The sequence below is a fragment of the Trichococcus ilyis genome (assembly GCF_900109135.1).
GTDB classification, from domain to species: Bacteria; Bacillota; Bacilli; order Lactobacillales; family Aerococcaceae; genus Trichococcus; species Trichococcus ilyis.
Genome location: NZ_FNYT01000015.1, coordinates 43,394 through 61,167 on the forward strand (window position 1 = coordinate 43,394; position 17,774 = coordinate 61,167).

Annotated in this window: 16 protein-coding genes; 1 reads left to right on the top strand and 15 read right to left on the bottom strand. The window is 49.6% G+C overall.

What is annotated here, in order from left to right; all coding sequences use genetic code 11:
* Nucleotides 1–67 precede the first annotated feature (67 nt).
* Nucleotides 68–1,738 carry a DAK2 domain-containing protein gene (locus BMX58_RS08510; protein WP_068623803.1) on the bottom strand — a complete coding sequence of 557 codons (1,671 nt, stop codon included), beginning with the start codon at nt 1,736–1,738 and terminating at the stop codon, nt 68–70.
* A gap of 44 nt (nt 1,739–1,782) precedes the next feature.
* Nucleotides 1,783–2,145, bottom strand: a complete 363-nt coding sequence (locus BMX58_RS08515) for an Asp23/Gls24 family envelope stress response protein (protein ID WP_068623801.1) — start codon at nt 2,143–2,145, stop codon at nt 1,783–1,785.
* Nucleotides 2,146–2,488: 343 nt separating this feature from the next.
* Between BMX58_RS08515 and rpmB the strand changes: the two genes are divergently transcribed.
* A complete protein-coding gene (gene rpmB, locus BMX58_RS08520) occupies nt 2,489–2,677 on the top strand; it encodes a 50S ribosomal protein L28 (RefSeq protein WP_068562155.1) in 189 nt (62 codons plus the stop codon).
* A gap of 111 nt (nt 2,678–2,788) precedes the next feature.
* On the opposite strand, the gene BMX58_RS08525 is transcribed toward rpmB, so the two are convergent.
* From BMX58_RS08525 to BMX58_RS08585, 13 genes are all read right to left on the bottom strand, one after another.
* Nucleotides 2,789–3,451: a thiamine diphosphokinase gene (locus BMX58_RS08525; protein ID WP_068623799.1), complete on the bottom strand. Its 663-nt coding sequence runs from the start codon at nt 3,449–3,451 to the stop codon at nt 2,789–2,791.
* Nucleotides 3,441–4,100: a ribulose-phosphate 3-epimerase gene (gene rpe / locus BMX58_RS08530; protein ID WP_068623880.1), complete on the bottom strand. Its 660-nt coding sequence runs from the start codon at nt 4,098–4,100 to the stop codon at nt 3,441–3,443. Before rpe ends, BMX58_RS08525 begins: the two co-directional genes overlap by 11 nt.
* Nucleotides 4,101–4,113: 13 nt before the next feature.
* Nucleotides 4,114–5,019 carry a ribosome small subunit-dependent GTPase A gene (rsgA, locus tag BMX58_RS08535; protein WP_068623797.1) on the bottom strand — a complete coding sequence of 302 codons (906 nt, stop codon included), beginning with the start codon at nt 5,017–5,019 and terminating at the stop codon, nt 4,114–4,116.
* Nucleotides 5,020–5,125: 106 nt separating this feature from the next.
* Complete coding sequence (gene pknB, locus BMX58_RS08540; RefSeq protein ID WP_068623795.1) at nt 5,126–7,156, bottom strand: Stk1 family PASTA domain-containing Ser/Thr kinase; 2,031 nt, start codon at nt 7,154–7,156, stop codon at nt 5,126–5,128.
* On the bottom strand, nt 7,135–7,902 hold the full coding sequence (locus BMX58_RS08545; protein ID WP_068623793.1) for a Stp1/IreP family PP2C-type Ser/Thr phosphatase: 768 nt from the start codon (nt 7,900–7,902) through the stop codon (nt 7,135–7,137). The genes pknB and BMX58_RS08545 overlap by 22 nt, the downstream gene beginning before the upstream one ends.
* A gap of 27 nt (nt 7,903–7,929) precedes the next feature.
* A complete protein-coding gene (rsmB, locus tag BMX58_RS08550; protein ID WP_068623790.1) occupies nt 7,930–9,288 on the bottom strand; it encodes a 16S rRNA (cytosine(967)-C(5))-methyltransferase RsmB in 1,359 nt (452 codons plus the stop codon).
* Nucleotides 9,278–10,231 (bottom strand): methionyl-tRNA formyltransferase, encoded by a 954-nt coding sequence (gene fmt / locus BMX58_RS08555; RefSeq protein WP_068623788.1) that lies wholly within the window; start codon nt 10,229–10,231, stop codon nt 9,278–9,280. Before fmt ends, rsmB begins: the two co-directional genes overlap by 11 nt.
* A gap of 14 nt (nt 10,232–10,245) precedes the next feature.
* A complete protein-coding gene (gene priA / locus BMX58_RS08560) occupies nt 10,246–12,666 on the bottom strand; it encodes a primosomal protein N' (RefSeq protein ID WP_068623787.1) in 2,421 nt (806 codons plus the stop codon).
* Between the two features lie 123 nt (nt 12,667–12,789).
* Nucleotides 12,790–13,005: a DNA-directed RNA polymerase subunit omega gene (gene rpoZ / locus BMX58_RS08565; protein WP_068623785.1), complete on the bottom strand. Its 216-nt coding sequence runs from the start codon at nt 13,003–13,005 to the stop codon at nt 12,790–12,792.
* A 6-nt stretch (nt 13,006–13,011) separates the two neighbouring features.
* Complete coding sequence (gene gmk / locus BMX58_RS08570) at nt 13,012–13,623, bottom strand: guanylate kinase (RefSeq protein WP_068623783.1); 612 nt, start codon at nt 13,621–13,623, stop codon at nt 13,012–13,014.
* A gap of 347 nt (nt 13,624–13,970) precedes the next feature.
* Nucleotides 13,971–14,606 carry a V-type ATP synthase subunit D gene (locus BMX58_RS08575; protein WP_068623781.1) on the bottom strand — a complete coding sequence of 212 codons (636 nt, stop codon included), beginning with the start codon at nt 14,604–14,606 and terminating at the stop codon, nt 13,971–13,973.
* Between the two features lie 6 nt (nt 14,607–14,612).
* Nucleotides 14,613–15,989: a V-type ATP synthase subunit B gene (locus tag BMX58_RS08580; RefSeq protein WP_068623780.1), complete on the bottom strand. Its 1,377-nt coding sequence runs from the start codon at nt 15,987–15,989 to the stop codon at nt 14,613–14,615.
* Nucleotides 15,982–17,766 carry a V-type ATP synthase subunit A gene (locus tag BMX58_RS08585; protein ID WP_068623778.1) on the bottom strand — a complete coding sequence of 595 codons (1,785 nt, stop codon included), beginning with the start codon at nt 17,764–17,766 and terminating at the stop codon, nt 15,982–15,984. Before BMX58_RS08585 ends, BMX58_RS08580 begins: the two co-directional genes overlap by 8 nt.
* Nucleotides 17,767–17,774 lie beyond the last annotated feature (8 nt).

Below are 17,774 nucleotides of genomic sequence, written 5' to 3' on the forward strand. Positions count from 1 at the left end.
TCCGCGCGTCATGGTCTCTTTTTGAACAAGAAAAGCCGAACAGAGAAGCTCGTTCAGCTTTTTTTGATTATTCTACAGAAAGAAGGTAACTGTATACCGGTTGATTTCCTTCTTGAACTTCCACTTCCAGGAAATCGTATTCGGATTCGATGATTGCGGCGATCTCTTTGCTCTCCTTCTCATCGCTGTCTTCGCCGAAGATGATCGTGACAATTTCGCTGTCATCCGTGATCATTTTTTTAAGGGTTTCGACGGCTGCGCTTTTCCGGTCCTTTTCGGCAATTACGATTTTTCCGTCGACGATTCCCATGTAGTCGTCTTTGGTGATGGCCAATCCGTCGATGACAGTATCGCGGACTGCATTCGTGATTTGTCCGCTGACCACATTTTCGAGTTCAGCAGTCATATTGGCTTTGTTCGTTTCCAGATCCTCCGCTTCGTTGAACGCAAGCATGGCTGTCAGGCCCTGCGAAATCGTCTTCGAAGCCACCACTGCGACCTCTGCATCGGCTACTTCAGCAGCCTGTTCTGCCGCCATGAAAATATTTTTGTTGTTCGGCAAAATGATCGTCTTCTCAGCGTTTGTGCTTTCGATCGCTTTAAGGATGTCTTCCGTGCTCGGATTCATTGTTTGTCCGCCATTGATGATCGTGGAGACGCCCATACTCTTGAACAGCGCATGTACGCCCTCGCCTGCAGCAACGGCTATCACCCCGTAAGGGACCTTTTCGCGCTTTTGGACAGGTGCATCAGCTTTTTCCAGCACCGCATCATGTTGCATGCGCATATTGTCAACCTTGATTTTCATCAAAGAGCCAAATTTTTGGCCGTAGTTCATCACTTCACCCGGGTATTCGGTATGGACGTGGACTTTCACGATTTCGTCATCCGCTACAACCAGCAAGGAATCCCCGATAGCGTTCAGATGATTCCGGAAAGTGTCGTAATCAAAGGTGTCCGTCACGGTTTTGCCTTCGCCCAGTTTGACCATGATTTCTGTGCAGTATCCGAATTCGATGTCTTCCGACGCAATCGAATGGGAAACATTATGATAATTTTCATGGTGAGCGATTTCGGTGACATCAGCTTGTGCGATCGCCTTGTGGGCTGATGGGACTTTCTCTCCGGTCAATGATTCCATGAAACCTTCGTAGATATAAACCAAACCTTGACCGCCACTGTCGACGACGCCGACTTCTTTCAGGACAGGCAGCAAGTCTGGTGTCTTTTCCAGTGCCAACTGCGCCACTTTGAGCACCGTTCCCATCAATTCGATGACGTCATCCGTGTGTTCTGCCTTTTTAACGGCCGCTTTGGCGGATTCGCGGGCAACTGTCAGGATGGTGCCCTCCACAGGTTTCATAACCGCCTTGTAGGCTGTCTCGACTCCGTGGGAAAAGGCTTCAGCAAAATCGGCCGTAGTCAAGGTTGTCTTGCCTTCGATCGCCTTTGAAAAGCCGCGGAACAGTTGGGATAAAATAACGCCGGAATTACCCCTGGCGCCCATCAACAATCCTTTAGCCAAGTCCGATCCCAACTGATCAATTTTTGTCGCATCCGATAGCCTGACGCGTTCGGCGCCGGACGTGAACGAAAGATTCATGTTCGTGCCCGTATCTCCGTCCGGAACGGGGAACACATTCAAGGAATTCACATATTCCGCGTTCTCGCTCAGACGTTCGGCGCCGACTTCCACCATCGCTTTGAAGTCTTCCGCTGTTAATTCAGTTTTCTTCACCTTTATAATCCTCCTTCACCACAAAACGTGGTGATCTGTAATTTTCAGTCCTTTAATACTCTTACGCCTTGGACAAACACATTTACTGTATTTGCAGAAAAGCCCAACATCATTTCAAGATTATATTTGACTTGTGTTTGGACATTTCGGCAGATTTCGGAAATTTTCGTTCCGTAGAGCACAATGATATAGACATCAACAGCTACTCCATTTTCTTCCTGGCGAATCACGACACCGCGCGAGTAGTTCTCTTTTTTCAGTATTTCACTGATGTTATCTCTGATTTGATTTTTGCTGGCCATACCGACAACACCATAGTTGTCTGTTGCGGCACCGCCCACCACTGTAGCGATCACGTCGTTCGATAAATCAACCATGCCATACTGGGTTTGGATTTTAACTGCCATTGATAATAGCCTCCTTAATGTGTGCACACAATCGTTAATTATAAATTATGATAGCATATTTTATACAAAAGAAATAACTTTTTGCGACATAAATTCTCATTTCCGGTCGATTTGCGGCATTTCTGACTGTTTTCGGAGTATTTTCAGTGTTTTCTCATCTCCTGCTCCCGTCTTTCTTTGTGCAGGCTCTGAGGCCTATATTTGATGAAGACCTGATAAAAAAATCGGCTGTCAAGTATTTTTCCTTTAAAACAGTTGCATTCACTTTTGAATTATGATAAATTAATCAAGTGTATGAATTGGAAAGAAGCTTTGCTTCTGTAACAGCAAAGGAGGAAAGAAAATGTCAAAAGAATGTTTCGTAACAGGACGTAAAAGCCGTTCAGGTAATAACCGTTCCCACGCTATGAACTACACAAAACGTACTTTCAAACCAAACTTACAAAAAGTTCGTATCTTAGTCGATGGAAAACCTAAAAAAGTATGGGTTTCGGCTCGAGCTTTGAAATCTGGTAAAGTTGAAAGAGTATAAAAATATAGATGAGCCCAGGGACCATGCCATGATTCCAGCTCATCTTTTTTTATTGCCTGCCCAGAAATAAGGAAAGAGGCTGCGAAAAATCGCAGCCTCTTTCCTTTTTCCTTATTTTTGCTTATCCGAACTTTGGATGACCGCGAGTAGGCCTGACTCAAAAGAGAAATGCATCTCGGTACCGTTGAATTCATTGCTGATTAAAGCGATCGGATAAGCGTAATCCTTTTCAACCAAAGGATAGGCAACTCCCGTCAGAGTCAGGCTTTTGACGGGCGTCATGCCGATGAAAGACAAATATTTTTTTTCCGCTTCCTTTTCCAGAACATAACTGCCGGGCAAATAGAAACGCAAGGTGTTCTGCTGATCCATCAGGCTGATTTTGCCCGCCATCCCTTTCACCAACGGATGGAACGCCAACCACAGATTGCTCATCAGATGATCCAATCGGCCTCCGAAGGCGCCCAGAAGAATGATTTCATCCGGTTGGAACGATTCGATCGCATAAGCAATGGCCGCTTCCGTGTCCGTCTCGTCTTTTTGGGCCGGGAGGATACGGCAGTCACGGCATTTCTTTTTGATGTTCTCCATTTCTTGCGGGGTGACGGAATCAAAATCGCCGATGGCCGCATCGAAGTTTGCGAACAGGCCGGCAAGCGTCAACGCTCCACGGTCTGCTCCGACCAACCGATGGCTGGCTGCATAACGGCGAACCAGGGCGGCGACACCGGTCTGATCGCCGCCCACCACGATCACAACCTTCTCAGACGGCATTACGGCAAGCATCCTTCAGCCGGCTGATGGCCGCTGCCGGATTTTCATCATCATAAATATAAGAACCGGCAACAAATACATCTGCGCCCGCTTCAAGGCATTTCACGATCGTTTCATGGGTGACGCCGCCATCAACCTCGATTTCGTAGCGGTACCCATGCTTTTCGCGCAATGTAGCCAATTCCCGGATTTTGACCAAGGTACTCTCGATGAAGCTCTGGCCGCCGAAACCGGGGTTGACTGTCATGACGAGCACCATATCGACATCGCCCAATACGGGTTTGATGGTTTCCACGCTGGTGCCCGGATTGATGACGACGCCGGCTGCGATGTTCTCGTTTTTGATCATCTGGATCGCGCCGTGGATGTGGGCGGTCGCTTCTGCATGGATCGTGATGATATCGGCGCCGGCTTTCGCAAAGGCCGGGATCAATTTTTCAGGCGTATTCACCATCAAATGACAATCCAGCGGCAACTTGGTGTGCGGACGGATTGCTTGCACAACGTTCGGGCCCAGCGTCAGATTGGCGACGAATTGGCCGTCCATGGCATCAATATGGATATAATCGGCACCCGCTTGCTCAACTAGCTTGACGTCTCTTTCTAAATTCGCAAAATCAGCACTCAATATGGATGGAGCAATTTTCATGTTCACACGCACCTTATCTCTTATTTTTATTTTTTTGGTATACCGGTTTGCGCCCGACGATTTCATCATGGAACTGCAGATAATGTTCGTATCTGTACGGAGCAATTTCTCCGGAGGCGACCGCTTCTTTTATCCTGCAGTTCGGCTCATTGATGTGCATGCACCCGCCGAATCGGCATTGGTCACGCAGCGCCACAAAATCAGGGAAAAGGGAAGGCAGTTCGACCGCTTCGATTTCGACCAAGTCGATCGTGCTGAATCCTGGGGTGTCCGCAATCAGCGCTTCCCCGACTGGGTGCAGCTCGACATGGCGGGTCGTGTGGCGGCCTCTTCCCAATGAAGTTGAGATTTCTCCCGTTTCCAGGCCCAGCTCCGGCATCAGCTGATTCAGCAAAGTGGACTTCCCGGCACCGGATTGGCCCATGAACACAGCCATCCCTTTGCCTATGGATGCAACCAACTTTTTCAGGGAAGTGGAGCTTTCTGGATAGTCCGACAAAATCATCGTATAGCCGATTGATTCGTAGTAGGTTTTGAAATGGAGCATTTCCTCCTTGGCCGTTCCATCCAACAAATCAATTTTCGTGACATAGATGATGGGTCTGATGTTTTTGGCTTCCAGATAGACCAGGAAGCGGTCCACCAAATAGGAAGAAAAATCCGGTTCGATCGCCGACATCACAATGACGCCCCAATCGACATTCGCTACAGTCGGGCGAATCAATTCATTTTTTCTGGGATAGATATCCAACAGAACGCCTTCCGTCAAATTGTCACTCTCGAAATCGACAAAATCCCCGATAAGCGGAGCCATGTTTTTTACCCGGAAGTTCCCTCTTCCTCTGGTCTGATACGTTTGGCCATCCGCATATACATAATAAAATCCGCTTATCGCTTTCCTGACTTGTCCTTTTTGCAAAATCGACAACGCCTCCTCGTTCTCTTCTTTCCCTCTATTCTACACTGTTCTACAAAAAAATGACAAACCAATTTGATGTTTGTCATTTTTTATCGCCTGTCCATTTCTATTGTGTAAGTCCAGATGCTTCGCTGATGACTTCGCCATCCCTTTCGATCCGGTAGGAAGCAGAGCCGCCTTCCAGAATGCGAAAATTCAATGTCACAACTTCATCCGCCGATATGTCGAACTCTCGGAATACATCTCCCATGGCATGGTCTTCGTCCTGCATGTAAATGACGATGTGGTTGGGCTTATTCGATGCACTGCTGGCGCTCGTGGTTTCTTTGTCTTGACCGTTGTTGCCCTCGGAAGCGGAGTCCGATGCGGCTGCAGCAAGATAAGGAATCGTGATGGTGCGGCTGAAGGTGACGACTTGCGGCTTTTCAGGACCGATCGAAATCACGACATTCAAGGCATCTCCGGCTACGAAGGCAGATCCTCCGGCAAGGCTTTGGCTTATGACCAAACCTTCGGCGATTGCATCCGAGTGAGCCTCAGTGACTGTCAACGCTAGTCCGTATTGGCTCGCATAATCTTCGACACTTTTTCGGGTATAGCCCGATAGATCGCGCATCGTGTAGGATTCATTCCCGTCGCTCACCAGAAAGGACAACGTCGTTTCGCTTGGCTTCACTTGCGCACCAGGCTCGATGCTCTGGCTGATGATATTGCCCTCCGCGACTTCGCTGCTGAATTCATGCGTCCGCTCGATCGTAAATCCTTCTTTGCGCAATTCATCCAGAACACTCTCATATTCTTTGCCCTCATAGTCGAGGAGCGTGAACAATTCCTCGCCCAGGCTGATGACGAGGTCGACTTCATCACCTGTTTTTACGGAAGCACCGATTTTTGGGGATGTTTCAATGACGAGGTCTGCTGCGATTTCATCACTGTATTCTTCCGATACATCCCCCAAAACCAGACCGGCATCTTCCAGTGCCCGGAGCGCACTGGCCTGATCCATATTGGACACATCCGGAACGGTCAACGCATCGGCATCCTGGTTATTGTAAAAAAAGAGGAAGAAACTGGCTATCAGACCGATCAGCAACAAGAAAAGGAGAACGAATGCCCACTTTTTCCGTTTTTTTTGGCCAACGACAGTCTCCCGCCCTGACTCGTATTCCTGGACCGGTTCGGTTTCCGCGATCGGTGGCGGCGAAACGATCGTTTTGCTGATATCCTCTTTGGCCACAACCTCAACGGAAAGCGGCGTGAGCACTTTGGTTTCCTGCAGCAATGACACTGGTGCAAACGGCGCTTCCCCCAAGCGTTCCGGATTCAAACAAGTATCCAGATCCGCCATCATGTCCTCGCAGGTGGCGTAACGGTCCGTCGGTTCTTTCGCAGTGGCCTTCAGAATGACGTTTTCCAGACTTTGAGGAATCTCCGGATGGATCGCCCGGATGGAAGGCATCGGTTCCTGAAAATGCTTCAGGGCGACGCTGACAGCCGACTCTCCATCAAAAGGAACGGATCCGCTGAGCAGTTCATAAAGCACGACACCTAGAGCATAGATGTCCGATTTGGAAGTGGCCATGCTGCCCCTGGCTTGTTCCGGTGACAAGTAATGCACGGAGCCCAACAGGGTATTCGTCTGGGTGATCGATGTTTCCGACAGCGCAACCGCAATACCGAAATCAGTGATTTTGATGCGATCCTGATTATCGATCAGGATGTTCTGCGGTTTGATGTCGCGGTGGATGATCCGGTTTTTGTGGGCCAGTGCCACAGCTGATAAAACCTGATGCATGATATGGATTGTCTTCTCCGGCGAAACCCTGCCCTGCAGATCGATGTATTTTTTCAGATCCGTACCATCGATGAATTCCATCACGATGTACTGCAAACCGTCTTCTTCATCCACATCGTACACACCCACGATATTCGGGTGGATCAGCTGTGTGGCTGAGAGGGCTTCCCGTTGAAATCGGCGCAAGGCGTCCTTGTTGTCGCGGAAATCAAAACGCAACACCTTGATGGCGACCGGTCGATCCAAAATCAGATCATGGCCCAGATAAACATTGGCCATGCCGCCGCTTCCGATATGCCGGACAATTTTGTAGCGGCCGCCTAACTTCTTTCCTGCTTCCACAGCGGTTCCCCCTCTCTATGCGCAAAATCAGCCAAAAGGACCGTAATGTTGTCGAGACCGCCAGCCGCATTCGCCCGATCAACCAAGGCAGCGGCTTTTTCTTCCAATGGCAGCCATTCCTTCAGCAGTTGGGCGATTTCTTCATCCACCATCATATTGGTCAAGCCGTCGGAGCAGAGCAAAAGCAGATCCCCTTGCAATAGCGGCATGGCCATGATGTCGATATCCAGTTTCTTGGATACGCCCAATGAACGCGTCAAGATGTTTTTGCGCGGATGATGTTGGGCTTCTTCAGGGGTTATTTCCCCGGATTTGATGAATTCATTCACCAAAGAATGATCTTCGGTGATTTGGCGGAGTTTATAATTCCTGTAGACATAGGCTCGGCTGTCGCCGATGTTGGCAAAAACGACTTCCTTGCCGACGACGGCTGCCGCCACCAAAGTCGTCCCCATCCCATCCAGGTCACTGTAATCCAGCGATTTTTGAAAGACCAGATCATTGACGCGCTGAATGTTGGCGATCAGCCAACGGGAGAGTTCTTCGCTGTTCGTGAAAGAGGATCCTTTCCAGGCAGCCCCCAGATGGGATACCCCCATTTCGCTGGCGACATCGCCGGCTTTGTGGCCACCCATCCCGTCGCATACGACCATGAGCGGTTGCCGGGCCTCATTCACGAAATAACTCACGTAGTCTTGATTGATCGATCTGTTTTTGCCTCTATCACTTTTGAAGGCTATCTGCATTCTTTCCCCTCAATTCTTTCTTATCGTTTAGCTCTTTTCCATACAGCTGATGAAGAAGCCATCAGTTCCGTAATCATGCGGATAAATTTGCACAAAACCCTCGGGAGTGAAAGATTTTTTATCCAAAGAATCGGAATGTACCGGGACGATTGCAAATTCGGCATGATTTTCGATGAATGTACGGACAGTCATTTGATTCTCTTCTTTAGTAAGTGTACATGTACTGTATACCAAACGTCCACCTTTTTTTAGCAATGGACTGACGGAGTCGAGAATCAGCAGTTGTTCTTGATGCAAGTCCAGAAAATCCTGCGCATTTTTCACATATTTGATTTCCGGTTTTCGGCGCATCAAGCCCAATCCCGAACAAGGAGCATCGACGAAGATGGCATCAAATGATTCCGGCGGAAAAGCCTTGCCTGCTTCTTTCGCATCCATCACCATCGTTTCGATGCGGTCGGATACATGCAGACGCGCTGCATTTTGCTCGATCAGGCTGATTTTGTGCTCGTACATGTCCAAAGCAATGACCTTGCCGTTTTCCGCAGCCGAAAGATAACTGGCCATATGCGTCGTCTTCCCGCCTGGTGCCGCACAGCTGTCCAGAACCAGGAAGTCCTTTTTCAGGCCGCCGACCGGTGCGACCAACTGACTCGATTCGTCCTGGATCGTCAGAGTACCATTTTGAAACAGCGGTGAGTCAACGATTTTCCCGCCGCGGACCCGGATGCCCACCGCTGAAATCGGGCTCGGCATCACATCATAGCCGCTTTCCTGCAGCAGCCCCATAACCTCGTCCCTTGATAGTGCGTTGGACTGCAGCCTCACCGACACGAAAGGATCCTCCAACAAGGAAAAGGCCAGTTTTTCGGTTTCATCGATACCGATCTGTTCAATGAAATAGGCGACAAGCCATTTCGGCATGCTGGCGCCGATGCTGATGCGTTTCTTGGCGTTGCTGATCGTTTTCCAATCGCGCAATCCATTCCGCTGCACATTGCGCAGCACGCCGTTCACATAGCTGGCCACACCCGCATGGCCTTTGGCCTTGGCGATCTCTGCCGCTTCAAAAAGGACAGCATGATCTGGAACCTTGGTCAGGTGGACCAGCTGATAAGCGGAGACCCGCAAGAGATTGGTCACCCACGATGGCTGTTTTTTCGGATCTTTGACGTACGCGGAAAGGCCAAAATCCAATGTCATTTTCCGTTGGATGACGCCATAGACGATTTCCGTCAACAAGCCGGCATCTTTCGGCGACAACTTTTCGGATTGGATGACTTTGTTCAGCAACAAATTGGAATAGGCGCCTTCATTTTCTACGCTTTCGAGTATATCGACGGCCAAATAGCGGACCGTATGCCTGATTTTGTGTTTATTGTCCATTCGTTTCGAACCTTGTGCCTTCCTGAATATCGCAGGCACTGCCGCGCAAATAATCCGCCGCAAGCATGCGTTTTTTCCCGGCTGGCTGCAGTTCCGTCATCTTGAAGACGGTCCCTTCCCCGCATGCCACATACAGGGCTTCTTTGTCCGTTGCGATAACCGTCCCGGGTTCATCCGCCGTGGTTGCTTGGACAGCCTGTCCCGCCCAGACTTTGATCCTTTGGCCATCCAGAAGTGTATGCGCCACTGGCCATGGACGCATGCCGCGGACTTGCCAGGCTATTTGCGCAGCTGTTTTGCTCCAGTCGATGCGCTCTTCTTCGCGCTTGATGTTCGGCGAAAAGGTGGCTTCGGATTCATTTTGTTCTTCCGCAACCAATTTCCCTTGGAAAAAATCAGGCAGCGTTTCGATCAGCAGGTCTCTGCCCAGTTCGCTCAGCTTCGAGAACATCGTCCCGACATCATCAGCCTCGGTGATCGGGATGGATTTCTGGGCCAAGACAGCTCCGGCATCCATTTTTTTCTCCATGTACATGATCGAGACGCCGGTTTCTTTATCGCCATTGATGATTGCGTAATGAACCGGTGCGCCGCCGCGATATTTCGGCAACAAGGACGCGTGCACGTTGATGGAACGGAAGCGAGGGGCATTCAGCAGCTTGCTCGGCAAGAACTGGCCATAGGCTGCTGTGATGATCAGATCCGGCTTCAGCGCTATCAGTTCCTCCATTTCCGTGGAACCGGCAATCTTTTCCGGCTGATAGATCGGCAAACCGTGTTTGAGCGCGGCTTCCTTGACCGGCGAGGGGGTCAACGTTTTTTTTCTGCCCACCGGGCGATCCGGTTGTGTCACGACAGCAATCACCTCATAGTGATGCAGCAATAAGGCTTCCAAAATGGGCACCGAAAAGTCAGGTGTCCCCATAAATATGATTTTTTTCATCGTCTGCTTACCTCCTAGAAGAAATTGACGGGCTCCGAATCGATCGAAATGTAGAGACCCCGTGCATTTTCTTTTTGTGACTCATCCAATATTTGTTTTAAAGTCGGATGTAGTTTTGTTTCTTGTTTGTATTTGACCAATATCTGGAAATAATAACGATTGTTCACCCTTGCGATGGAACCTTTCGATGGCCCCAGCAGTATGGTGCTGGGCTCAAGCTTATGCTTGAGGATCTCATGGATCTCATAAATTTTCTTCTGCGCCTTTTTTTCATCAGGGTTGCTGACGGTGATGAGCGCCGTATAGAAATAGGGGGGATAACCAGCTTTATGCCGAAGCGACATCTCGGTCCGGTAAAAACCTTCGTAATTGTGTTGCTGGGCGAAAAGGATGGCATAGTGATCCGGATTGTAGGATTGCACGACCACTTCCCCGGGTAATTCGGCGCGGCCGGCACGGCCGCTGACTTGCGTCAGCAGCTGGAATGTCCTTTCCGATGACCGGAAATCCGGCAGGCCCAAGGAAGTGTCCGCGTTGATGACGCCGACCAAGGTGATGTTGGGAAAATCCAAGCCTTTCGCGATCATCTGCGTGCCAAGCAAGATATCGGCCTCGCTCCTGCCGAATGCCGACAGGATTGCCTCATGGCCGCCTTTTTTGCGGGTGGTGTCCACATCCATGCGCAAAATGCGCGCTTCCGGAAAGAGCGACTGCAGCTCTTCTTCGATTTTTTGGGTTCCGGTCCCGTAATAGCGGAAATTATGCCCTTTGCATTTCGGGCAAATATTCGGGATCGCTTCCTCATGGCCGCAGTAATGGCACTTCATCGTTTTGCTGTCCATATGCAAAGTCAGACTGATGTCGCAATTCGGGCATTCAAGGACAAAGCCGCAATCCCGGCACATGATGAAAGAGGAATAGCCTCTTTTGTTCAACATCAGCACTATCTGCTGTTTTTTCTGCAACCGATCGGTAATCTTTTCCTGCAGCGCCATGGAAAAGCTGCTGCGGTTGTTCGCTTTGAATTCATCGCGCATGTCAACAATCTGAACTTGGGGCAAGGCGCGTTGATTGAACCGTGCCTTCAGTTCGACCAAAGTGTAGACTTTTTTCTGCGCCCTTGCCCGCGACTCCAGCGAAGGCGTCGCGCTCCCCAAGATAACAGGGCAATGGTGGTGCTGACCGCGCCAGATTGCGATATTCCGGGCATGATACTTCGGATTTTCATCCTGCTTGTAGGTACTCTCGTGTTCTTCATCCATGATGATGATGCCGAGATTTTCCACCGGCGCAAAAATGGAAGAACGCGCCCCGACTACGACATCTGCTTCGCCGCGATGGATTTTGCGCCATTCGTCGTATTTCTCCCCTGAAGAAAGCGCACTGTGCATCACTGCTACGCGGTTTCCGAAGCGGCTCTTGAAGTGGTTGACCATCTGCGGCGTCAGCGCGATTTCAGGAACAAGCATCAAAGCAGTCTTGCCTTTTTTGATCACTTCAGCGATCAGCTGAAGATAGACTTCCGTTTTCCCGCTCCCTGTTACGCCTTGCAAAAGGAACACCTCATGCCGTTCATCCCGGATGCTTGCATGCATCGTCTGGAAGGCTGCCCTCTGTTCAGCCGAAAGCGGCAGGGCTTCGGTTTTTTTGAACAGGCGGTCTTTGAAGGGGTCGCGCAGAATTTCTCTGTCCGCCGTTTTGAGCCACCCCTTCTCCACCCCTGCCCGGATTGCGGCAGAGCCGACATCGAATTGATCCTTGTATTCCTTGGAAGTCAAAGGGGTTCCGTTCATGGCCATGATTGCCGCCAACAGCGCTTGCTGCTGTTTTGCTGTTTTTTTCAGACTGCGGTAGGCATCCTCCAGCCTTTCCATATCCAGATCGGAATAATAGACTTGCACGGTTTTGGCTTTTGCCTGGTTTTTCAGGATGTAGTTGACCTCTATTTTGCCGGCTTGCTTCAATTCGATCAGCTGCGGCAAAAGACCGCGGTCGACAGCGGTTTCCCAAGTCATTTTGTTTTTCCCTTGAAAAATCCCGTAGAAGGTTTCCTCATCCAGCTCGTCAACGACCTCTACTTCTTTTTCATACTTCGCCTTCAGCATAGTCGGCAACATGGTCTGGTAGCAATGGATCCGGTAAGCATAGACGGTCTCTGCCATTTCCTCGCCCAGCAAAAGCAGTTCTTCGGTCAGTGCCGGTTCGATGTCCAACGGTTGGATAATTTCCTTGAGTTCCCCTTCAAAATCGGAATGATCGGAAATTTCCGTGATGAACCCTTGGATGACGCGATTGTTGAAAGGCACTTCAACACGCATCCCTTTTCCCAGCTTATGCTCCATCGCCGGAGGAATCGCATAATCGAAGGGACGATTGGTCTGCATTGCAGGTATGTCCACGATAACTTTGGCAATTTGCAAATAAACCCCTCCCATTCATAATCTACCCACTATTTTACTAAATGTTGCCGGCAATGTCTTGTCGGACTTTTGGCATCAAAAAATAAAACTACTGATTTTGAAGTTCAAAAACAGTAGTCCGTATTCATTCCTATTCTGTTATCTATCAGGGATGATGGAGTCCGGATCGATTTCCAATTCGCCCGCAACTACTTCTTCCAACGCACGCCCGACATTCTTGAATGAATGGTAGGTGTCCAATAGAGGCTCTGAGCGCTCATGCAGCTCATGTGCTCTTTTGCTGGAAAGAATGACCATCGAATATTTTGAATCCACTTGCTCCAACAATTTGTCGATCGAAGGATATAACATCATATCATTTTACTCCCTTTCATCGGCACAGATAGTGTCCAGAATCCGTGAAACTTTCAAGTGTTCGCTTTGGATGATGCCAAGCACTTTCTGCACTGCATTCTCTACTGTGTCGTTTTCTACCGCATAATCATAATACCGCATCAAACTGAGCTCTTCAATAGCCTTTTCCATTCTTTGCTTGATGATCGGCGACTCGTCCGTCCCGCGGTTTACGATCCGCGACTCCAATTCCGTCATATCAGGCGGCGTCAGGAAGATGAAAATCCCTTCCGGCATCCGTTCCTTCACTTGCATGGCGCCTTGAACTTCGATCTCCAAAAAAATATCTTGTCCTGTTTCCAATGTTCTTCTTACATAGTCGATTGGCGTCCCGTAGTAATTCCCAACATATTCGGTATATTCCAACAGTTCATTATTGGCGATCATTCTCTCGAACTCTTCTCTTTCCTTGAAGAAGTAATCTTTGCCATCCACTTCCCCTTCGCGCGCTTTGCGGGTCGTTGCGGAAATTGAATATATGAACTCCCGTTCACCACGAGAAAAAATTGCTTGTCTCACAGTCCCTTTGCCTACTCCCGAAGGTCCGGATAAGACAATCAACAATCCTTTTTCTGTCATTTAATGCCCACCATCCAATTATATTTTTACAGCATCGTGCAGCCTCTTGCGGCTTTCTGTTTATTATTCCATAGTTTAACACAATTTCAGCAAGGATTAAACCTTTACCGGAGTCTTCCGCCAACATTTTTCTAGTTACCGTTTTCAGCAAGCGCATGAACAGAAAAAGAGCGGAACAGAACGCGTTTAGCCCCGGACCACTGGAGCGGACAAGCGCAGGCTGGCTGTAAGCCATCCGAGCATTGTTCGTGAAGTGGAGCCAAGGGCTGCGTTCTGTTCCGCGCTTACGTAAACTATGTTCGGATACAGGAAAGAGGCCGGGATTTTGTCCCGGCCTCTTTCCTGCATCATGAAACGCCCATGTCTTTGACTTTCATCATCCGGACAATGCTGGAACGCTCGTTTTCTTCGAGTTTCATCTGAATATAACGGATCGTCTCCTGCAGCTGCGGAATCATATTGTACTCCAAGGCATTCACACGCCTTCTGGTCTTTTCGATCTCATCGGCAAGCAGTTGGCAGGTTTTTTCGATTTCCGATAGCTTGAGCAGTTTCGGAAGGATGTCTTCAATCTTTTTGATTGCATCATCCAATTCACCGTTGGAGTTCACATAGCCGTACTGCAAGTCCGAGGATTTTTCGTCCTGGTCAACAATCGAAAAATTCATTTGCGGCACAACGACACTCATGATATTTTTTTCCTGGATATCCAATTCCACCGCTGTTCCGGGCACAGCGAACAATTCTTCAATGAACGATTCATTCAGAAGCGACTTAGCTACCACGAAAGATCGCATGGAAGCAGTCAGCTCGGTTTCGACTTCATCCCTCAGGAGGTTGTTTTCGCGGATCAGGTTGATGAACTGACGCATCAATTCATCTTGTTTGTCCTTCAGCAGTTTATGGCCGCGTGTGGAAAGAACCAGACGCGATTTCAGGTTGGACAGTTCCATCCGGGTTGGCTTCACATTCAATCTGGCCATGGATGATCACTCTCCCTTCGGCATAAACTCATCGATCATTTCACTCTTGATCCTCTTAAGTTCAGTCACCGGCAGGATCGACAGCAGTTCCCAGCCCAATGCCAATGTCTCCTCGATTGAACGGTTTGTATAGAAACCTTGACTGATGTATTCTTCTTCAAAACGCTTCGTGAATTGCACATAAAGTTTGTCGGTCTTGGACAAGGCCGACTCCCCTAGGATGACGGCCAATTCTTTTGCTTGCTTCCCTTTTGCGTATGCCGCGAACAATTGGTTCATCGTAGCCGCATGGTCTTTTCTTGTTTTGCCTTCGCCGGTCCCTTTATCCTTCAGACGGGAAAGGGAAGGCAATACGTTGATCGGCGGTTTTATGCCGGAGTTGTTCAACTCGCGGGAAAGGATGATTTGGCCTTCCGTGATGTAGCCGGTCAGATCCGGAATCGGATGCGTGATGTCATCTTCCGGCATGGAGAGGATCGGAATCTGAGTCACCGAGCCTTTTTTGCCGATGATACGGCCAGCACGCTCATACAAGGTTGAAAGGTTCGTATACAAATATCCCGGATAACCGCGACGGCCAGGCACTTCTCGGCGGGCTGCCGAAATTTCGCGCAAAGCCTCGCAGTAGTTGGTCATGTCGGTCATGATGACCAGCACATGCATATCTTTCTCGTAGGCCAAATATTCAGCCACAGTCAAGGCCATTTTCGGCGTGGCGATACGTTCGATGGCCGGATCGTTCGCCAGATTGATGAACATGACCGAGCGGTCGATCGCGCCCGTTTTGCGGAAATCTTCCATGAAATATTCTTTTTCCTCAAATGTGATCCCCATGGCCGCAAATACGACCGCGAATTTTTCATCGCTGTTCAAAACCGTCGCTTGACGGGCGATCTGCGCTGCCAGCTCTTTATGCGGCAAACCCGAGCCGGAGAACACAGGCAGTTTCTGTCCTCTGACCAATGTGTTCAGATGGTCGATGGCAGAAATCCCGGTTTGGATGAACTCATCCGGATAATCACGCGCCACTGGGTTGATGGCCTGTCCATTCACATCCAGATTCATTTCCGGGATGATGTCCGGACCGCCGTCGATCGGATTGCCCATCCCGTCGAAGACCCGCCCTACCATGTCCTCGGAAACCGGAATGGAAAGTGGTTTTCCGCGGAAACGGACTTTCGTGTCCTTGATGTTGATGCCGCTTGGGCCTTCGAAGATCTGCACCATCGCTTTGTCTTTGCTGACTTCCAAAACTTGGCCATGGCGGATTTCGCCGTTTTGCATCTGGATTTCAACCAACTCATCGAATTTGACTCCCTCGATCTGTTCCACAGCCATCAAGGGGCCTACCACTTCGGTTACTGTTTTATATTCCTTAAGCATGGTGCGTCATCCCTCCTTCCGCAACGATTTCATGCAATCTTTTCTTCATGTCCGCTTTGATGTTTTCCATTTCGGCAAGTTCTTCTTCCCTGATATATTTGCTTCTTGCGATCCGATCGCGCAATTCAATGGTGCCTTCGATGATTTCGTTGAAGTATGCTCCCAGGCGCATCGCCTCTCGCGCTTCGGTTTCGAAGCTCAGGATCAGATCCAGCATCGCCAATTGTTTTGTACGGGATGTGTAGGTATCGACATCGTCGAATGCGTTCTGCTGCAGATAATCTTCGCGCAACGATTCTGCGATTGCCATTGTCATGCGGTCCTTTTCGGACAAGGATTCGATACCGACCAGACGGACAATCTCTTCCAATTCCGATTCTTCCTGCAGAAGGTTCATCGCGTGTTGAACCATCTCTGACCATCTTGTCTGCAAAGCATTATTCAGATATTCCCCGACTTCCGTATTGTACAGGGAGTAGGAAGACAACCAGTTCATTGATGGGAAATGTCTTTTTTGTGCCAGAGAGGCATCCAACGCCCAGAATACTTTAACGACACGCAAGGTGTTTTGGGTCACCGGTTCAGAGATGTCCCCGCCTGGAGGAGAAACGGCACCGATGGCGGTGATGCTTCCTTCACGGTCTTCCGACCCCAAAGCCAACACGCGTCCTGCCCGTTCATAATACTCCGCCACACGGCTTCCCAGATAGGCCGGGTAGCCTTCGTCGCCGGGCATCTCTTCCAGACGGCCGGACATTTCGCGCAAAGCTTCTGCCCAACGGGATGTCGAGTCGGCCATGATCGCTACGCTGTAACCCATGTCCCGGAAATATTCCGCGATGGTAATCCCGGTATAGATGGAGGCTTCCCGCGCCGCTACCGGCATGTTGGAGGTATTGGCAATGAGGATCGTACGCTCCATCAAAGATTCGCCGGTGTTCGGGTCGATCAATTCCGGGAATTCGTTCAGTACATCGGTCATCTCATTGCCGCGTTCGCCGCAACCGACGTAAATGACGATATCCACATCACTGTACTTAGCGATCTGATGCTGCACGACGGTTTTTCCTGCTCCGAACGGACCGGGAACAGCTGCCGCTCCGCCTTTTGTGATTGGGAAAAAGGTATCGATGACGCGCTGGCCGGTCACCATCGGCGTGTGCGGATTCATCTTCTGCTTGAATGGGCGTCCGCGACGGACCGGCCATCTCTGCACCAAAGTCAATTCTTTCGTACCATTTTCGGTTTCAATGACATAAGCCGTGTCATCCAAAGTGTAGTTGCCGTCCTGGATGGCAGTCAATTTGCCTGAGATGCCATAAGGGACCATGATCCGGTGCTCGATGACTTTCGTCTCCTGCACGGTACCCACGATATCGCCGGCAACGACATGATCGCCGACTTTCTTCGCGGCTTTGAATGCCCATACGTTTTTCCTGTTCAAAGATGGGATATCCGTCCCACGCACTAAATAATTGCTTTGCGTTACATCGCGGAACGTATCCAAAGGACGCTGGATTCCGTCAAACATTTGCGACAGGATGCCGGGCCCCAATTCGACAGACAGAGCCTCCCCTGTTGTGATGACCGGTTCTCCAGGACCAATACCGGAAGTTTCCTCGTATACTTGGATGGATGCGACATCATTCCGCATCTCGATGATTTCGCCGATCAATCCCAATTCGCCGACGCGGCAAATATCTTGGATGTTCGCTTCTTCCATTCCTTCCGCCATGACTAAAGGTCCGGAAACTTTTATAATATTTCCATTTTTCAAAAAAGTCC

What these genes read in the sequence shown, in the direction of transcription:
- priA (WP_068623787.1), bottom strand. Translation starts at nt 12,666, where the DNA reads ATGGGAGGGGTTTATTTGCAAATTGCCAAAGTTATCGTGGACATACCT.
- rpe (WP_068623880.1), bottom strand. Translation starts at nt 4,100, where the DNA reads ATGAAAATTGCTCCATCCATATTGAGTGCTGATTTTGCGAATTTAGAA.
- BMX58_RS08575 (WP_068623781.1), bottom strand. Translation starts at nt 14,606, where the DNA reads ATGGCCAGATTGAATGTGAAGCCAACCCGGATGGAACTGTCCAACCTG.
- BMX58_RS08580 (WP_068623780.1), bottom strand. Translation starts at nt 15,989, where the DNA reads ATGCTTAAGGAATATAAAACAGTAACCGAAGTGGTAGGCCCCTTGATG.
- rpoZ (WP_068623785.1), bottom strand. Translation starts at nt 13,005, where the DNA reads ATGATGTTATATCCTTCGATCGACAAATTGTTGGAGCAAGTGGATTCA.
- gmk (WP_068623783.1), bottom strand. Translation starts at nt 13,623, where the DNA reads ATGACAGAAAAAGGATTGTTGATTGTCTTATCCGGACCTTCGGGAGTA.
- BMX58_RS08525 (WP_068623799.1), bottom strand. Translation starts at nt 3,451, where the DNA reads ATGCCGTCTGAGAAGGTTGTGATCGTGGTGGGCGGCGATCAGACCGGT.
- BMX58_RS08545 (WP_068623793.1), bottom strand. Translation starts at nt 7,902, where the DNA reads ATGCAGATAGCCTTCAAAAGTGATAGAGGCAAAAACAGATCGATCAAT.
- rpmB (WP_068562155.1), top strand. Translation starts at nt 2,489, where the DNA reads ATGTCAAAAGAATGTTTCGTAACAGGACGTAAAAGCCGTTCAGGTAAT.
- rsmB (WP_068623790.1), bottom strand. Translation starts at nt 9,288, where the DNA reads ATGGACAATAAACACAAAATCAGGCATACGGTCCGCTATTTGGCCGTC.
- fmt (WP_068623788.1), bottom strand. Translation starts at nt 10,231, where the DNA reads ATGAAAAAAATCATATTTATGGGGACACCTGACTTTTCGGTGCCCATT.
- BMX58_RS08515 (WP_068623801.1), bottom strand. Translation starts at nt 2,145, where the DNA reads ATGGCAGTTAAAATCCAAACCCAGTATGGCATGGTTGATTTATCGAAC.